The organism is Vibrio sp. 1S139 (assembly GCF_041439475.1).
In the GTDB taxonomy this organism is placed as follows: Bacteria; Pseudomonadota; Gammaproteobacteria; order Enterobacterales; family Vibrionaceae; genus Vibrio; species Vibrio crassostreae_C.
Window position 1 is genome coordinate 15,364 of sequence record NZ_JBGOOD010000006.1, and the last position, 16,887, is coordinate 32,250.

A 16,887-nucleotide genomic window follows, 5' to 3' on the forward strand; every position below is an offset into this window, starting at 1 on the left:
CCAAACGTTAGAAAGTTGTTTGTCCTTAAGCTCGACAAATCTTAGAAAATCGCTTTCAATTAAAGAAGATACGCAACGGATGCGAAACAGGTTACTTATAGTATCCACAGTTCTAGAAATCCATTAATTCAGAGAAGCTAACTGAGTCAACTATGTCGAATTATCAAGATGTGAGAGCAAACTTTCATTGCCATATGGAAAACCCATTGCTTTGGCCGATAATGGAAGTGCTTAAGCAAAAGCCAAGCGGATGGAAAGTACACACATTGGCAGCTCATCTGAACGATCTTGGGTTTGTGCCAGTGTTGGATGCTGTGCCTGAGAAAGAGTTGTTTAAAAAGAACTTCCTTATCATGAATGCGCTTTATCAGCTTCAAGAAACCTTACACCCAGATGGTTGGCTCCAAGTCCAAGCGATGGACATCGAATTGATGAATGGTCGTTATCACGGAAGCAGTCACAGCATCGATCATCAAGACCCACTTCGAGAATACTACATTAATTGGGTTAACTATGAAGCGGATGAAGGTGAAGTCAAAAGGCTGTTGAACGAATTTTGGACTCGGTATAGAAAGTATGTGGGTGGTGATGAACTCGATATGGATCGAAGTCGAGCATTGAACCTGTTTGAGTTACCTTTAGACGCGACACACCATGAAATTAGAAAACGTTGGCGACAACTGGCATTGAGATGGCATCCGAACAGAGACGAAGGCAACACCGCAAAATTTCAGACGCTCTGTGAAGCATGGCATGTATTAAGAAGCTCATAATCGACAGGCATTTTTAGCTGTCTAATTGCTTAGAACCCTAAAACAGAAAGCCCCACATTGTGAGTGACACAAGTGGGGCTTTGTCGTTATTACGCTATGTGCTGTAGCGACTTAAGTTATTGGTGTTAGGAGTGATCTTTGCTCTCACCACTTTTATGTTCAAAGGCATAGTCGAGTACTTTACGGATATAAGGCGCACCAACTTTTGAGCCACCGTTACCGTGTTCAATAACCACAGTTGCGACATATTCAGGGTGTTCATACGGTGCGAAAGCCGTGTAAAGCGCATGGTCAAGCAAGTGTCTAGCGAGTTTCTTCGAGTTGTAGACCTGGTCTTTCGCAAGATCAAAGACTTGTGCAGTTCCTGATTTACCGCCGCTCGTATAGTCAGTTCCCTTAAATGCACGTCTGCCGCTGCCTCTACTTCCGTGGTTCACGAGTCGCATCGCGTTGATTGGTACATCCCAAATTCTATCCGGCACTTCGGTGATTGAGGGCATTGGCTCCGGTTCGACAAGTTGTTGTGTACTGAAATCTTCACCATGATCTAAGGTGGCTCTTAAGATATGAGGTGGCATCACCTTACCATGATTAACCAATACTGACGTTGCTTTAGCAAGTTGCATAGGTGTCGATGTCCAATACCCTTGGCCAATACCAATCGGAACTGTGTCACCCTGATACCAAGGGGTGCGATAACGCATCATCTTCCATTCTCGAGTCGGCATGTTGGCGGTACTTTCTTCATAGATATCAATGCCTGTCGGTTCACCAAATCCAAATCGGTTCATCCAACTTGAAATTCGGTCAATACCCAAATCGAAAGCGGTTTGATAGAAGAATGAATCTACCGACTCTTCAATGGCTTGAGTGACATCGACAGGTCCGTGACCCCAACGTTTCCAGTCACGCCACGATTTAGAGTTTCGTTTAGAGCCAGGAATTCTCCAAACGCCATGGTCGTTACGGATGGTATCTTCAGAGATGACATGTTCTTGCAGTCCTGCCACAGCCATAAATGGTTTAACGGTTGAGGCAGGAGGATAAACGCCTAGAGTGGTGCGGTTAACCAACGGGTGAGCCGGATCATTCAATAAACGTTGGTAGTTCTTACTCGAAATGCCGTCGACAAATAGGTTAGGGTTGTAACTCGGGCTTGATGCCATCGCCAACACGCTGTTGTCTTTCGGATCGAGAATAACCGCGCTTCCAGTTCGGTGATCAAGTTGCTCAAAGACGTATTTTTGCAGCTCAAGGTCAATATTTAACACGATATCTTTACCAGCTACTGGCGGCACGTACTCAATGGTTCGGACTATTCGCCCACGGCTGTTTACTTCGACTTCTTGATAACCTTTGGTGCCGTGCAGAATATCTTCGTAATAACGTTCAACACCCAGTTTTCCTATGATTGTTGTAGCTTGATAATTCGCTTCTATCCCTTGTTCTTCAAGCTTTCTGAGATCGCTATCATTGATGTGCGCCACGTAACCAAGAACATGGGTAAGCACCTCACCATTCGGGTAAAAACGCTTTAAGCTGGTATCTATAGATAAGCCGGGGAACTGGTACTGGTGCACGGAGAACTTGGCGATCTCTTCCTCCGTTAAGTTCTCTAGAATAGTCACAGATTTAAAACGGCGGGTGTTGTGATAGCGTTTTTTGAAACGAGCGATCTGCTCTGCATCACGGGGGACATATTTGTCTAGCTTGGTGAGCATTGCATCGACATCATCGGTTTGCTCAGGAATCATGGTTAGATCAAAGACAAGCTTGTTCTCTGCAAGCAACACGCCGTTACGGTCGTAAATAAGTCCACGAGTAGGGGCGATAGGTAATACTTTGATTCTGTTGCCATCGGCACGAGTTTGATAGCTTTTAAAATTTTCAACTTGAAGTCGGTATAGATTGCCGACTAAGACAAGAGTGAACATCAAGATCCCACAAAACGCGACGATTACGCGGTTTTTGAATAGGTTCACTTCGATTTTATGGTCACGCATCTTAACGCGTTTATGATTCATTGAAGCCTCAAGGGTCTGTTACATTTGGTTACACTTGTTGAATCGGGACTTTATCTGAATATCACTAGGGTTTTGTAAAAGCTGTGTCATGTTTTGAGGGATCGACAGCATTAGATGGCGGTAAACAGTGCCTTTAATTTTCTCATTACAAAAGATGATAAGTAATTGATGTAAAAATTGGTTTTATGAATTTATAAAGTTCAAGAGTTTTGACGACACTAGAGGTTAGGTCAAAAGAGGTTAGATAAATTTACGGCCCTCAGAATGAGAGCCGTAGAAGGTTAATTTGCTTATTTAGTGGCTTAGAAGCTTTAGTAAATTAGAAGATTAAAACTTCAAAAACCTAGAAGCACAATAAATCCGATATTTAACGAAATCAGTTCGAAGGCTTGAACTGAGATTTACGCATACGGTTCAGAGCAGCCATCACATCTAACGTTCTTGGTTTCGCTAGGTCACCGTAGTTAGGCATGTTAGCGTGCCATTCGTTTTCTAAAATAGCGTTAAACTCTTTAGCAGGGTTGTTTGACCAACCTGGAGTTTGTGCGAATTGGAACCAAGCCCAACCGATCGCATTCACTTCAGACGGTGATTCTAATTGCTCAAGCGCAGAAAGGTCTGCAAACTCTTTACCAAAACGCAGTGACTCTTTGCCTTTAGCATTAACACGGAATTTACCGTCAGTCAGAATGTTCATCAGTGAAGCACGGTTCAATGAACGCGGTACAAACGTTTCTAAAGCAGTTTCACATTCGTTAGTACGCTGAGTAGGGTGCTGAGCAATCACGTCTTTTGCTTTTTCAGTCACATCTACCGCTTGGTAGTCGTGCATTTGAATCACAGTGTTCGCGACATCTAGGTAATCACCAGAGCCACCCATTACAACAATGGTAGAGATATCCATCTCTTCACGAAGCTGACCAATGCGGTCGACAAGTGGTGTGATTGGCTCATCGCCTTTTGACACTAGCGCTTGCATACGCTCGTCACGAATCATGAAGTTAGTCGCTGACGTATCTTCATCGATAAGTAGAGTTTGAACGCCGGCTTCAATCGATTCTTGTAACCAAGCCGCTTGAGACGTAGAACCTGACGCATCTTGTGTGCTGAAGTCAGATGTGTCTTTCTGCATTGGTAAATGGTTGATGTAGTTTGACAGGTTCAAGCTGTGCACACATCGACCATCTTCAGCGCGGATCTTCATCGTATCAATCGCAGTTACAATGCCTTCGCGACCGTCACCAGGAATATGGTTGTAGATAGAACGTTCAACGGCGTTCAACAGTGTCGATTTACCATGGAAACCACCACCAACGATCAGCGTAATGCCTTTTGGAATGCCTAGGCCGGTCACGTCACCTTGGTTTGGAGTATTTAACGTAACACTCAATGATTCTGGAGCCGCGAAAGGTACCGCGTCTTTCATTGGAAGGTCGCAGTTACCCGCGATACGAGGTAACACACTGCCGTTTGCAACGAAAGCGGCTAGGTTGTTTTCATCCAATTGAGCACGCAGCGCTTCTTGGTCTTCAATCGTTTCACAATGTTTGATCATTGCATCGATGTTTAACTCACGCTCAAGCGTCGCGCGACGAATAAACTTCGGTAAGTAGAAAGTGATGATGTTGTTCGCTTTCTTAGCAAGAATGCTACGACCATCAGCTGGTAAATTAATACGGAAACGAATTTCGATGCCGTGGTCTGTGAATACAACAGCTGTGTTGTCTAATACGGTTTGACCCGTCAGCGCGATAGAAACGGTCGACTCTTGTTTCGCGAACTCAGAGAAGCTACGTGCGATAAAGTCACGAGCGGCTACTTGGTATTCGTAAGATTTTTCTTTCAGCCAATCTAACCCGGTCAAAGACCACGCGCGCGTTGCACGAAAACGAGAAGCTGACGCGTATGGGTCACCTTGGATGTGGTCGATGTGTAATTCAAAATCAGCAAAGTCGTATTGACCTTTAATTTGTTGATATGCACGGTAGTTTTGTTTTTCGAGCTTTTTAAGCTTTGCAGTCAACTGATCCATAACGAGGAATGCCTATATAAGGGGAAAGATAAAAACAGAAAGGCGGCGATTATAAAAATCACCACCTTTAGAGTAAAGAGAAAGTAGGCCTAAATCCAAAACTAACTGCTCTTTTTCGCTTTAAGCGTAACGAGTTGTCCCCAAATAGTTTTGATTGATTAAGCTGTGTTCGAATTCTTGGCTCGGCATTGGTCTTCCGTAAAGGTAACCTTGGCCCACATCGCAGCCTTCGTTAATAATAAATTGCTCCTGAACCTCCGTTTCTATGCCTTCAATCGTCACTTTTAAGTCGAGCTTTTTGGCAATTTGGACAATAGAACGAACAATTTCCGAGTCTTCGTGTGAGTTGAGCATTTGGTCGATAAAGCTCTTATCAATCTTAATGGTGTCGAATGGGAACTTCTTCAGATAACTGAAGGAGGCGTAGCCCGTACCGAAGTCATCTAGTGACAATGTAACGCCAATATCGTGCAAAGATCCCAAGGTATTCTTGGCAACCACTTCATCTGCTATCAGTCCACTCTCCGTAACTTCAAGTTCTAAGAAACGAGGCTCTAAATGATAGGTTTCGAGTAGGTGAACCACTTGTTCAGCAAAGTGTACGTTCTTGAGTTGAATTGCAGACACATTCACAGCCATCTTGAAATCTTCAACGTATTCGGACCACTCTTTGGCTTTTTCAATCGCATTGCGTAAAACAAAGCTGCCCACTTCGAAAATCAAACCGTTTTGTTCAGCCATGTGGATCAGGGTTTCGTTAGAGATATCACCCAAAACAGGATGTCGCCAACGAAGCAAAGCTTCAGCACCGACCCAGCGATGCGTCAACGGGCTAACTTTGGGTTGAAAGTAGAGCATAAGGTCATCATTACGAACGGCTTGAAGCAAATAGCCTTCGATCTTATTAATGTGAGTTTGTTCTTCGGTATGGGATTGAGAGTAGTAAGCGAACTTTTGTCCTGAATCTTTGCAGGCTAACATCGCTTCAGAAGATTTCTGCAGAATGCTTTCCGCGTCATCTTCGTCGTTCGTAATTGCAATCCCAATAAACGCGTGCAAATGCACTTTGTCACTTTCGATGTCGAATTCTGAATGACCAACTTTAACGAGCGTCTGGCAAAGTTCTTCAAGGCGATGGTGTAAATCTTTAACGCTAAACGCCAATACGAGGTCAACCGAAGTAGGGCGTGCAGTTAATACATCGATATCAGAAATACAGTCGATGCGTTTTCGGTATTCAACAAGCACTTGGTCTAACGCGTTATAGCCGTAGCGTGCTTGTATGCGTCTACCGTTGGTAAAACCAATATGAACGACTGCAAATGAGCTGTCTGTCAGCCTTCTCTGTGACAGTAGCTTGTGGTTTAAGCGAGATTCAAATGCGTTTCGGTTTAAACAGCCGGTGCCGAGGTCGTGATTCTTTTGGAAGTTAATCTTCTGTTCAGCCGCTTTTCGTTTATCAATTTCTTGATTCAACGAGTAATTAAGGCTCGCGAGATCTTTAGTGCGATTGTAAACGCGGTTTTTTAGGTCGCGATTCATTTGGGTAAGCTTGGCGTGTTGGAATAGGGTTTTAAGCTGAGATTCAATCGAAGTCCGAAAGCTCTCTAACAGTTTGATATAAGTAGGGGTGTAGTGATTCTCTTTCGAGTCCAAGATACAAATGGTGCCAAACAGTTCACCGTTAGGCCAAAGTAATGGAATACCACAATAGGAGACTAAGCCGAGTTTGATGTCTGGGTTGTTGTCCCACTTAGGATCGGCAAGCGCGTTAGGCACAAGAAGCTGTCGTTGAGTTTCCATCACTGTTTCGCAGTACAGCCCATTCCCCAGCGTTTCAGAATCACCTTTGTTGTATGGGTTGTTCTCGCTACGACTGGTTGAAAAAACTTCAATGTAATTGGCGTGAACACGCATGATCAGTGCGGCGGGCACTTGAGTGATTTGAGCCAAGAGGTCGACAATATTTTGCCAACCGTGCTCCATATCGTCTGGGATATCTAAGTCTACTGTTTTTATCTTCTTCATATGACTCCGAGTCAATTATGCTAAATGCATCAACACATCCTGTGTTAATTATGATGAACCAAAGAAAACTATGAACCTTACGTTTAATAAGTATAAGAAATGTTGCACGAAAAAACCTCCGCAATTATGCAGAGGTTTTCAAATGTGAATCCGGGTCTCAGTAATGAGATAATTTTAGATTAAGGCTTTAACTTTATAAAATCTTCTGTATTAAGTTTCTGGCTATAATCTACCGATGGTTGAGCAAACCCATTTAATTGTAGAAATTCTTCTTTAAACCCTTGGTAATCCCCTAAGGTTTGGAAGTTATTTTCGTCCATCTTTTCTAGCAGTTCAGTTACGTGCGCTTGGGTTTCTGGGTCTAATTCCCAATCATCCATACGGATCAATCGCTCACCATCAAGTGGTACTTTGGATTGACCATAAAGTTTACTGCCAAACAGACGCTGCATTTGTTGGATACAACCTTCGTGGGTCTCTTTCTCTTTCATCACCTTATACAAAGCAAGTAAGTAAGGGCTTAATCCAGGGATGAAAACGCTCGCTTTAGTGACTAGGGCTTTACATACCGCCGCGTAAGCGTTGCCATCAAAGTTAGCTAACTCTAGATTAAGAGCGTGGCTGGTTTGGTGAAGGTCGATCTTAGCGCGTCCCAATGTACCGTCTAAATAGATAGGATGTGTGACTTCTGGACCCACATAAGAAAACGCGATTGTCTTACAACCCGGAGCAATAGATTCTGCGTTGATGAGCTCATCTATCCATTGTTCCCAATCTTCGCCTCCCATCACTTTGAGTGTGCTTTCGGCTTCTTCTTCCGTCGCGGCTTCAAGCGTGTTGGTGACCCAGTTGTCGTGTTCCAGAGAAATGGTTGTGCCAGTTACGCTTTCACCAATAGGTTTGATGGCAGAGCGCCAAAACTCATCGGAATCTGGTTTAGGACGAACGCCTGCAGCTAAGCTATAGATAATCAGATCCACTTCACCTTCGAAGTAGGTTTCAATGGCTTCGACAACTTGTGAGCGTGTTTCTTGCGAAAATGCGTCGCCAACGATGTTGATAGCAGTGCGTTGCTCTCGTTCGGCTTCTTTTTTGAAGTAGATGTTGTTGTACCAACCAGCACTACCTAGGGATTTTTCGTTTGGACCGCGCTCGAATGAGACGCCGATAGTGTCAGCTTTTGCGCCGCCAAAGGTAAGGGCAATACGAGCGGCAAGGCCAAAGCCTGAGGAAGCGCCGATAATCAGTACTCGTTTAGGGCCATCTTTGATTTGCGGCGCACTCTTAACAAACTTGATTTGTTGCTTTACGGCTTCTTGACAGCCAAGAGGGTGAGCGCTTTTGGCTACCACACCCTTGATAACAGGTTCGATCAGCATAAATAACCTTACAGTTAACGGTGATATGCACTCAGGCTAACGTAAAGCTGTGTAAAATTTATTGAGCTAGACCATTAAAACTTAAAGATACTGATATAATTCTTCGGCGACGAATTCAGCAATCCAAGGTTGAGCTTCTGGTTTTGGATGCAGTCCATCGTTCATCATCCACTCAGGTTTGAGGATGATATGCTCTAGGAAAAACGGCAAAAGTGGCACGTTTTGTTGATCAGCAAGCGCTGCAAAAACGTATTCAAACTGCTGGTTGTAACGCTTTCCGTAATTTGGTGGGATTTTAATCTGCATCATTATAGGTTTGGCGCCCGCAGCTTTTATCTGCTCAATGATCTGCTCAAGATTTGCAGACATCAGCTTAGGTGGGAAACCACGAAGTCCATCATTCGCACCAAGTTCGATAAGAACGGTGTCTGGAGCATGTTCTTCAAGCAATTGTGGTAGGCGGGCTAAACCATTGCCCGTTGTATCACCAGAAATACTCCCGTTAACCACGGTAACCGCTTTATCATGTTTTGCTAGCGCGTCTGGCAACAAACTTGGCCAACTCTGTTTGATATCCATGTTGTAACCAGCACTCAAACTATCGCCAAGTACCAATAACTTTGAATCTTGAGCTGACGCAGAGCCTTGAGCTAAAGAAGCGGTTGAAAATAAAATAAAAAATAAAAAGGAAATTAGTCGAGTCATGCATACATCCATCATTAAAGCAGAAGCTGTTTCCAAGACAGTGTCTACTAATCAAGAACATTTAACAATCCTAGAGCACGTTGATATCGATATTCGTGAAGGCGAAACCGTCGCGATTGTCGGCACGTCTGGTGCGGGTAAATCGACCCTAATGACGCTGTTAGCTGGTCTTGATGTACCAACGAAAGGCGAAATCAGTTTATTAGGACAGCCACTTTCACAGCTTGATGATGAGGCAAGGGCTAAGATTCGCAGTGAATCGGTTGGGTTTGTATTTCAAAGCTTCTTATTAATTCCAAGCCTTTCTGCGCTGCAAAATGTCACGTTACCTTGTTTGTTGAAGGGAGCAGACGAAGACATCGAACGCGCGACTGCTCTGCTTGAATCAGTAGGCTTGAAAGACAGGCTTGATCATTTGCCGTCGCAGCTATCGGGTGGTGAACAACAAAGGGTCGCGTTGGCGCGCGCATTTATGATTAAGCCAAAAATTCTTTTTGCCGATGAACCCACAGGCAACCTAGACCAACAAACGGCAGCCAAAATTGTTGAGTTGTTGTTTGAATTGAACTCATCCCACGGCACAACTTTAGTTTTGGTGACACACGATCCTAAGCTTGCACAACGTTGCCAAAGAACACTCAAGATGCATGTCGGTCAGATAGAGGAAGTCTAAATTGAATTCATCAAACGGACTGAATAAACGCCTGTTTTCATGGAGTATCGAAGAGATTCGACACGGCCAGTTGTGGCCAGTTTCAATCGCTTTAACGCTTATTATTGCTTGTGTATTTGCATTGTCGGCGTTGGCCGAACGTATGGAGCAGGTAATTGTTAAACAGGGCAAAGATGCGCTTACTGCTGATAGCGTGTTTATCTCAGCAAACCCAATTCCGCAATCCTTGTTAGACCTCACTCAAGTTGAACAATTAGAAAGATCTCAGTTGACTCGTTTTTCAACCATGGCATTCAGTGATAACTCAATGCAGTTAGTGACGGTAAAAGCAGTTGAAAGTAATTACCCATTACGCGGTGAAATGATCTTAGAGGGCGCTGATAAAGCATCAAGTAACCATGTTGAGCCGGGTGAACTTTGGCTAGACGAGCGTATATTTGCACAGTTAGAGGTTGAAATTGGTGACAATGTCACTATTGGTGATGCCGATTTAGCGATAACTGGACGAATCACTCAAGAACCAGGCTTAAGCTTTAACCCATTCCAACAAATGCCAGCTGTGCTGATTCATACAAGTGATATCGATGCCACGGGAGCGATTCAACCGGGCAGTCGCGTTAGCTTTAGATTGTTTTTAAATGGTGATGAATCGAAACTCAAAGCCGCACAAGACAGTATCGAACTGACACCAAGTGACCGCTGGCGTACACAAGACTCAGCCAGTCGTACCAACGACATGTTCGAAAGCACCACTCAATACTTATCACTAACGGTAGCTATCGTAGTGATCATGGCTGCGACCACTTTGGTACTCACTTGCCAACATTATGTTGCGAGTCGTCGTAAAACCATCGCGATGCTTAAGAGTTTAGGTGCAAGCAAGCAGTGGATCGTTAAATGGTTGTCTGTACAGGTATCTTTGTTAGTGGTTATCGGTGCAGTACTGGGAATAACCATCGGTATCGGCTTGGAGTTTTTGCTTCGTATACCTCTGGGCGACTTATTACCAACGCCACTTCCTAGCTATGGTATTGAACCTGCAATCTTGGCGATTTTATCAAGCATCCTAATTGGTGTTCCTGCTCTTGGTATCCCGTTAATTGGCTTGGTCAACACCTCGGCAATCAGCGTTATCCAATCAAGTCACCAGTCCAATGAAAGCTACAAGAAATATTTGTTGTTACTGGTACCGATTATTCCAATGATGCTGATGTATGGCGACAATCTATTGGTATGGATAGTTTTAGCGGGTATCGCTTGCCTGTTCTTAGTGCTTGCGGTCGTCAGTACGCTTGTTCTGCGTTTAGTTAGTAAGTTGCCGACATCGACATCGATGCGTTTGGCATTGAGTCGAATTAATCGCACACCTTTAGCAACTGGGATTCAATTTGGCTCTTTAGCGCTTTCACTGATGTTGCTGTCTATCATCTGGTTGGTAAGAGGTGATTTACTGTCAGATTGGCAACAAACCTTACCCGAGAACGCACCGAATGCGTTTGCACTTAACATTGCAAGCTATGAGAAAGACAGTTATCTCGAGACGATTGATGCAAACGAAGTAGAGCGTACTCAAGCGTTTCCAATTATCCGAGGACGACTGACGACGATAAACGGTGTTGAAGCGTCGGAATACAGCGATACCTCAGGCGAAACAGACGCACTAAGTCGAGAGATCAACTTCACTTGGGGAGATAGCTTACCCGAGTACAATGAAGTGTTAGAAGGTAACTGGACGCAAGAGCATGGCGTATCTGTGGAATCGGATGTCGCGGAGCAACTGGATCTAAAGATTGGCGATGAGCTGTCATTCACAATCAACAGCCAGAATGTTTCTGCCAAGGTGAATAGCATCCGCAAAGTCGAGTGGCGAGAAATGAAGCCGAACTTCTACTTCATTTTTACTCCAGATGTCTTGAGTTCAATCCCTTCTACTTGGCTAGTGAGCTTCAGATTAGAAGAACAACACAATCAGATGCTCAACGAACTCTCTCGAAATCATCCAACCGTGAGTTTGATGGATATTCGTAAGATGGGTAGCAAGATCCAAGAGTTGCTTAAGCAGATTGTTTGGTCGATTACCGTACTTGCGGCGTTAGGTGTGGTGGCGGGGCTGTTGCTTATCTTCACTCTATTGCGATTGAGCTTATCTCAAAGACAACAAGAGATACGCTTGTATCGAACATTAGGCGCGAGTAAGAAGCGAATTCTCAATACTATTTGGTGTGAGTACGGTTTAATGGCGTTAGTCGCAGGCTCAATTGCAGCCCTTGGTTCTGAGCTCAGCGTGGCAGGAGTGATGAACTTTGGTTTTGAGTTACAACCTTCACTTCACCCGATGTTGTGGATAGCGCTACCGGTGCTAACGTTCATCACATTAGCCGCGGTAGTGAATAGCTTAATCAAACGTTTGTTGGCACCAGTAAACAAGGATTTTGGCTAGTCGTTAGCGAGATCTAGCCAAGCGCTTAAAACGGTCTAAAAGTGAGATTATTTATACTTAGTCATGCACTATTTATAATACGTCGCTTTAGACCGTTTTTTATTTAACCAACCGGTAGCATAAGTAAAAAATATCGCACCTTAGATTCCACTGTTTTTAGCATTTTTTAAAACTAATTACCCAATAATGCCGATTTAATGAACAGCGGTTAGTCCCTGTAAACAAAGGGTTTGCGCAACTTAGCAAGAACGTTATCAACAGTTATCCACAAAAACGGTGGATAACTTTAGGGATAAGTTAACCGCTATGTTTTAAGAGTACTGAGGCAGCCTTTATGTGGCGTCACTTAGGACAAATTTGACTGTTAGAATAACCTTTAAAACCCTATCTGGAGTTATTGAGTCAAGAGATTATTTATGTTTTTTACATAGATATTAAATCCCGCCTATCTAAGACCTTGATAAAAATGTGTTTTAATTCATCGCAGAACAAAAGTAGAATAGAGGCAGTTAATCTTATTCTACAGAACACGATGAACCACAACAAAACGGATACAAATCAACCTTCTATTGCCATTGTTGGTGGTGGTATTGCCGGAACAACGAGCGCGATTCACTTTAGTGAGTTGGGTTTTAAGGTCACTATCTTAGAAAAAGGGCCGAGTTTGGTTAATGGTCCACCAATTTGCCACCTGCACGCTGGCGGCAATTTGTATCGAGATATTTCTGTAGAGCAGTGTCTTCAATTGCTCACACAGTCAATTGATACCGTCCGCTTATTCCCTCATACGATCAATATTCGTCCGACAATCATCGCCGTTCCGCACAGTGATGGTGGAGAGCCGTTGGATCTGCTTCCTCGTCTCAAGATAATCAAAAGCGCTTATGCCGATCTTGTTAAACAAGATAAAAGCAACCAAGTGCTCGGTGATCCGGAAGAGTATTATAAGCTGTACAGCAAAGAAGATTTATTAGCACTTTCTGCGAAAACACAGCCTCTGAAACCAACATCGCTTGATGATTGGTGTATTCCTTTCGCCAAGCATACGGATTTAGAGACCCTAAAGTATCCTGTTGCGATGGTCCAAGAGTATGGCTGGAGCGTATTCCGACTTTCTGCGACCGCTCAACTCTCTTTGGGGCAACAAGCTAACTGTACTGTGTTAACCAACAGCCGATTACAATCTGTTGAGTCGACAGGTCAAGGTTGGTCTTTGACTTATACCGATGCCGAAAACCAAAGCTGCCAACTAACGACCGATTACTTGATTAATGCGAGTGGGTTTGAAACGGGTATCGTAGATGACTTTGTTGGCTCTAAGCAGCAAAGACTTGTTGAGTTTAAAGCTGCATACGTTACAGAGTGGCCATATTCGCAAGAATGTAAGGAAGAGTGGCCAGAAGTTATCTTCCATGGCCCGAGAGGCACACCGCAAGGCATGGCGCAATTAACGCCGTATGCTGATGGTGTGTTCCAACTTCACGGCATGACAGAAGGGATTACTCTGTTTGAGGGTGGGCTTGTTTCATCGTCAACAGACTCGTCACAGCCACAGTTGCCTTCGAAGCTGCTTAAGAAAATCGTATCGGGTTGGAGTGAAGATCAGCTTGAATTAAGAACTCGCGCGGCAATAACGCATATGTCTCAGTTCATCCCAAGTTTCAGTTCTTCATTGGTCGGTGGTAAACCTTTGTTTGGTGCACAACAGATTCCGGGAACCGATCCAAGCTTAAGAGCTTCAGACGTTTCATTCTGTGGGGATCGCTATGCTCGACTTGAAGTAGTAAAAGCTTCTTCAACATTAGAAGCGGCACAAAAGGTCGCTGAGCAATGGTTTGATGTATCAGAGGCGGCATCTATTGAAGACACACACTCAGTGACAATGTCACTTAATCTAAATGATATTGAAAACAGAGCGATAGATTTGACACAAGAACGTGGATACCCAGAAGCGCTTGCCAAGGTGTCAGGTCAAGATCACGCTTAATAGCCTATAATTAGTCTATCATCATCGACTGCGTTTAATTTCTTCAATTCGGCTTACTGTAATAGGTAAGCCGAATCTTCATTTCAACATCTGCTTAGATACCGAACCTCATCTAAATGACATCTTCCTAGTTGATTATTCTCAGCTACATAGCATTTAGCACATAACACATCGCAAAAACTAATAGCCGAAAAACTGAGCCCATTGGCACCAAACATCTTGTAAGCCCAAGCGATCGCCCTTGCTGAACGATATCGCATGTCCAGGTTTTGCTTGCGCCAAGCGTGGTAAATCGATTCTGGCGACACATCCTATCTTCGGATAACCACCTATGGTCTGTCTATCATTAAGCAGCACGATAGGTTGTCCATCTTGTGGAATTTGAATCGCACCTAAGGCAATGCCTTCTGACAATAGCGAAATGTCAGGCGAGTCGACGGGTTCGCCACTGAGTCGATAACCCATCCGATTTGAGTTTTGGTCAACGTGATACTGCGCGTTATACAAAATCTCTCTTGCTGACTCGGAGAATAGCTCGCTTTGATAGCCTTCAATCACTCGTAGGTTCACGGGTAGATTGTAATCAGGCGTGTATCGGAAGGTAACACTCAACGCTTTAAATAGATGAGAGAGTTGGTGTTGGGTAAAAGCGATTTGTTGCCCTTGCTGGCATGGCTCGCCATCTTGCGTTAATCCACCAATCTTTTCACGAGTGACTGTAGAGCAGCTATCAAGAGTTGATGGAACATCGAAACCGCCCTTAATGGCTAAATACGCCCTTAGACCATTTTTAGGCAAACCAAATGAGAGAACTTGCCCCTTAAAAGCTTGAAAAGTGCTCCAGTTAGCCTGTGGTTTACCATCGAGTTTCGCTTGTAAATCACCCCCGCATAGTGCCATCTCGCAATCAAAATCGATTCTCAACGCACATTGCCCAAGCGTGATTTCCAACGCCGCTTGGTTGACTGGGTTGCCCAATAGATGGTTAGCCCAGCTATAAGAGTAGTCATCAACCGGTCCACCTTGCGTTAATCCAAGATGAGCAACACCAAATCGCCCAAAGTCTTGAATCAAACTCAACGGGCCGGGCTTAATCACTGTCAGTGTTGGTTTAGTTTTTGTCTTAGCCATTTACGATGCCTCCACCCAACTCTACAAATTCTTTTTTTGAAATCGCTATGAAACGGACGGTATCACCAACATTAAGCAGAGACAGTGGTCTTTGCGTGATATCGGCGTTCTTCAACTGGCTATGATCGAACAACGGAAGTGGGCAATTGCCAATAATATTCCAACCGCCCGGTGAATCCGAAGGGTACACAGCTGTTTTAGTATCCGCGATGGCGATGCTGCCTTTGGGCACATTTAAGCGTGGTGTCGAGTGGCGGGGCAAAGCAAGCTCATTAACCACATCAGACATAAACGCAAAGCCAGGCGTAAACCCAATCGCACTAACGCTGTATGTCTGTGAGGTGTGATATTGAATAATATCCTCCAGAGATAGGCCTCTGTCTTGATATCGGTCTAAATCGAGCGCCGTTTCTGGTGAGTAATAGGCAGGAAGCTCAATCGTATTACGAGTTTTATTAACACTAGAAAAGGACGATAGAGCATGACTCAACAAATTATTTAACTGTTGAATGAGCTGCTGTTCTGATATGCGGTAAGGTAGGTAATCGACCAATATTGTGTGGTAAGCCGGTGTCACATTCATCAACACAGATGCTAAATTTTGGCGAATGGCATCGGAAAAGTGAGCCATGTAATGCGCATATTCGGCGCTAGATTGATTATTTGAAGGCGATAGCGTCAAGGTCACCAAAACGCTGCATTCCGCGACTGGCGCTATATTGAATTCAATCTGATTCGTCGTCATTTCGTTTCCATACGTTTGTTATCTTGCCTTTTTTAGCTTACTTGGCGTGTCTCACTTCCGTGTCCAAGCCAATACAAATCAATTAGATCTCACGAGCGATTAGACCATGCGTCATACCAATCACACGCTTCATACTAATTAAAAGCGTTGAGGTCTTGTCTGATTTTTCTAATTAATGCGATGGATTGAGGGTTATCACCATGAACACAGATAGTATCAGCTTCAATAGGCAGTCTTTCGCCCTCTAAAGTCGTAACCGAGCCATAGTTAATGATTTGCATAACTTGGTTATAGATATCGTCTTGATTGACGTAAACCGAGCCTTTTTGAGTACGTGGCGCTAATTGTCCGTTATTTAAATAAGCACGGTCGGCAAACGCTTCAAACAAGAGAGGCAAGTCATGGTCGTCAGCAATATCCAAATACTGTTGATTGTCTGATGAAGAGAGAATCATCAACGGGATGTTAAACTCAGCGACGGCTTGGGCTACCGCATTGAACACATCAATGTTTGCCATCATATCGTTATAAAGAGCGCCATGAGGTTTCACATAGCCAACAGTGGTATGGTGATAGCGGCAAAGGGCTTGTAATGCACCGACTTGATAGCAAACCAGCTCACTGATTTCGTCCATGGTGTGTGGAATTGAACGGCGACCAAAACCAACGAGATCTTGATAACCGGGATGAGCACCAATTTGGGTGTGATAGTGCTGCGCCAGTTTTATCGTCTTGGACATAACGTGCGGATCAGACGCGTGGAAGCCACAAGCGATGTTTGCCATATCGACCCATTCCATGACCGACTCGTCATCGCCCATCTTCCAATTGCCGAAACTTTCTCCCATGTCGCAATTAAGCAAAATCTTCGTTGTCACGTGGTGCTAATCCTTTACGTTTAGGTAAGTAATGACGGTCTTATAAATACCATAAATAAACAGTGACCTAACTCAAACTTTCGACACCGTAG

At 44.1% G+C, this 16,887-nt stretch carries 12 protein-coding genes; 4 read left to right on the forward strand and 8 right to left on the reverse strand.

What is annotated here, in order from left to right; translation table 11 throughout:
- The first annotated feature begins 152 nt into the window (after positions 1 to 152).
- Positions 153 to 773: a DNA-J related domain-containing protein gene (locus ACED46_RS03555; RefSeq protein WP_371720901.1), complete on the forward strand. Its 621-nt coding sequence runs from the start codon at positions 153 to 155 to the stop codon at positions 771 to 773.
- A gap of 125 nt (positions 774 to 898) precedes the next feature.
- On the opposite strand, the gene mrdA is transcribed toward ACED46_RS03555, so the two are convergent.
- The 5 genes from mrdA to ACED46_RS03580 all read right to left on the reverse strand — a co-directional run bounded on the left by mrdA (position 899) and on the right by ACED46_RS03580 (position 8,941).
- Positions 899 to 2,797, reverse strand: coding sequence for a penicillin-binding protein 2 (mrdA, locus tag ACED46_RS03560; RefSeq protein WP_371720902.1), 1,899 nt, complete (start codon positions 2,795 to 2,797; stop codon positions 899 to 901).
- A 376-nt stretch (positions 2,798 to 3,173) separates the two neighbouring features.
- Positions 3,174 to 4,829, reverse strand: coding sequence for an ABC-ATPase domain-containing protein (locus ACED46_RS03565; RefSeq protein ID WP_017060076.1), 1,656 nt, complete (start codon positions 4,827 to 4,829; stop codon positions 3,174 to 3,176).
- Between the two features lie 120 nt (positions 4,830 to 4,949).
- Positions 4,950 to 6,857: an EAL domain-containing protein gene (locus tag ACED46_RS03570; protein WP_371720903.1), complete on the reverse strand. Its 1,908-nt coding sequence runs from the start codon at positions 6,855 to 6,857 to the stop codon at positions 4,950 to 4,952.
- Between the two features lie 179 nt (positions 6,858 to 7,036).
- Positions 7,037 to 8,236 carry an enoyl-ACP reductase FabV gene (fabV, locus tag ACED46_RS03575; RefSeq protein WP_371720904.1) on the reverse strand — a complete coding sequence of 400 codons (1,200 nt, stop codon included), beginning with the start codon at positions 8,234 to 8,236 and terminating at the stop codon, positions 7,037 to 7,039.
- 81 nt (positions 8,237 to 8,317) lie between these two features.
- Positions 8,318 to 8,941, reverse strand: a complete 624-nt coding sequence (locus tag ACED46_RS03580; protein ID WP_017069908.1) for an arylesterase — start codon at positions 8,939 to 8,941, stop codon at positions 8,318 to 8,320.
- Here ACED46_RS03580 and ACED46_RS03585 point away from each other — a divergent pair.
- The 3 genes from ACED46_RS03585 (at position 8,940) to ACED46_RS03595 (ending at position 14,041) form a co-directional block, all read left to right on the forward strand.
- Entirely contained in the window at positions 8,940 to 9,614 is a 675-nt protein-coding gene (locus tag ACED46_RS03585; RefSeq protein WP_017067780.1) for an ABC transporter ATP-binding protein, read from the forward strand. The genes ACED46_RS03580 and ACED46_RS03585 overlap by 2 nt on opposite strands.
- Position 9,615: 1 nt before the next feature.
- Entirely contained in the window at positions 9,616 to 12,054 is a 2,439-nt protein-coding gene (locus ACED46_RS03590; RefSeq protein WP_371720905.1) for an ABC transporter permease, read from the forward strand.
- Between the two features lie 532 nt (positions 12,055 to 12,586).
- Positions 12,587 to 14,041: an FAD-dependent oxidoreductase gene (locus tag ACED46_RS03595; protein ID WP_371720906.1), complete on the forward strand. Its 1,455-nt coding sequence runs from the start codon at positions 12,587 to 12,589 to the stop codon at positions 14,039 to 14,041.
- A 180-nt stretch (positions 14,042 to 14,221) separates the two neighbouring features.
- Here the strand turns inward: ACED46_RS03595 and ACED46_RS03600 are convergent, their stop codons facing one another.
- The 3 genes from ACED46_RS03600 to ACED46_RS03610 all read right to left on the reverse strand — a co-directional run bounded on the left by ACED46_RS03600 (position 14,222) and on the right by ACED46_RS03610 (position 16,795).
- Positions 14,222 to 15,172: a biotin-dependent carboxyltransferase family protein gene (locus ACED46_RS03600; protein WP_371720907.1), complete on the reverse strand. Its 951-nt coding sequence runs from the start codon at positions 15,170 to 15,172 to the stop codon at positions 14,222 to 14,224.
- A complete protein-coding gene (locus ACED46_RS03605; protein ID WP_371720908.1) occupies positions 15,165 to 15,917 on the reverse strand; it encodes an allophanate hydrolase subunit 1 in 753 nt (250 codons plus the stop codon). The genes ACED46_RS03600 and ACED46_RS03605 overlap by 8 nt, the downstream gene beginning before the upstream one ends.
- A gap of 134 nt (positions 15,918 to 16,051) precedes the next feature.
- Entirely contained in the window at positions 16,052 to 16,795 is a 744-nt protein-coding gene (locus ACED46_RS03610; protein ID WP_017060084.1) for a 5-oxoprolinase subunit PxpA, read from the reverse strand.
- Positions 16,796 to 16,887 lie beyond the last annotated feature (92 nt).

Excerpts from the sequence above, each read along its gene's own strand:
- ACED46_RS03580 (WP_017069908.1), bottom strand. The coding sequence starts at position 8,941 with ATGACTCGACTAATTTCCTTTTTATTTTTTATTTTATTTTCAACCGCT.
- fabV (WP_371720904.1), bottom strand. The coding sequence starts at position 8,236 with ATGCTGATCGAACCTGTTATCAAGGGTGTGGTAGCCAAAAGCGCTCAC.
- ACED46_RS03565 (WP_017060076.1), bottom strand. The coding sequence starts at position 4,829 with ATGGATCAGTTGACTGCAAAGCTTAAAAAGCTCGAAAAACAAAACTAC.
- ACED46_RS03585 (WP_017067780.1), top strand. The coding sequence starts at position 8,940 with ATGCATACATCCATCATTAAAGCAGAAGCTGTTTCCAAGACAGTGTCT.
- ACED46_RS03570 (WP_371720903.1), bottom strand. The coding sequence starts at position 6,857 with ATGAAGAAGATAAAAACAGTAGACTTAGATATCCCAGACGATATGGAG.
- ACED46_RS03600 (WP_371720907.1), bottom strand. The coding sequence starts at position 15,172 with ATGGCTAAGACAAAAACTAAACCAACACTGACAGTGATTAAGCCCGGC.
- ACED46_RS03605 (WP_371720908.1), bottom strand. The coding sequence starts at position 15,917 with ATGACGACGAATCAGATTGAATTCAATATAGCGCCAGTCGCGGAATGC.
- ACED46_RS03595 (WP_371720906.1), top strand. The coding sequence starts at position 12,587 with ATGAACCACAACAAAACGGATACAAATCAACCTTCTATTGCCATTGTT.
- mrdA (WP_371720902.1), bottom strand. The coding sequence starts at position 2,797 with ATGAATCATAAACGCGTTAAGATGCGTGACCATAAAATCGAAGTGAAC.
- ACED46_RS03555 (WP_371720901.1), top strand. The coding sequence starts at position 153 with ATGTCGAATTATCAAGATGTGAGAGCAAACTTTCATTGCCATATGGAA.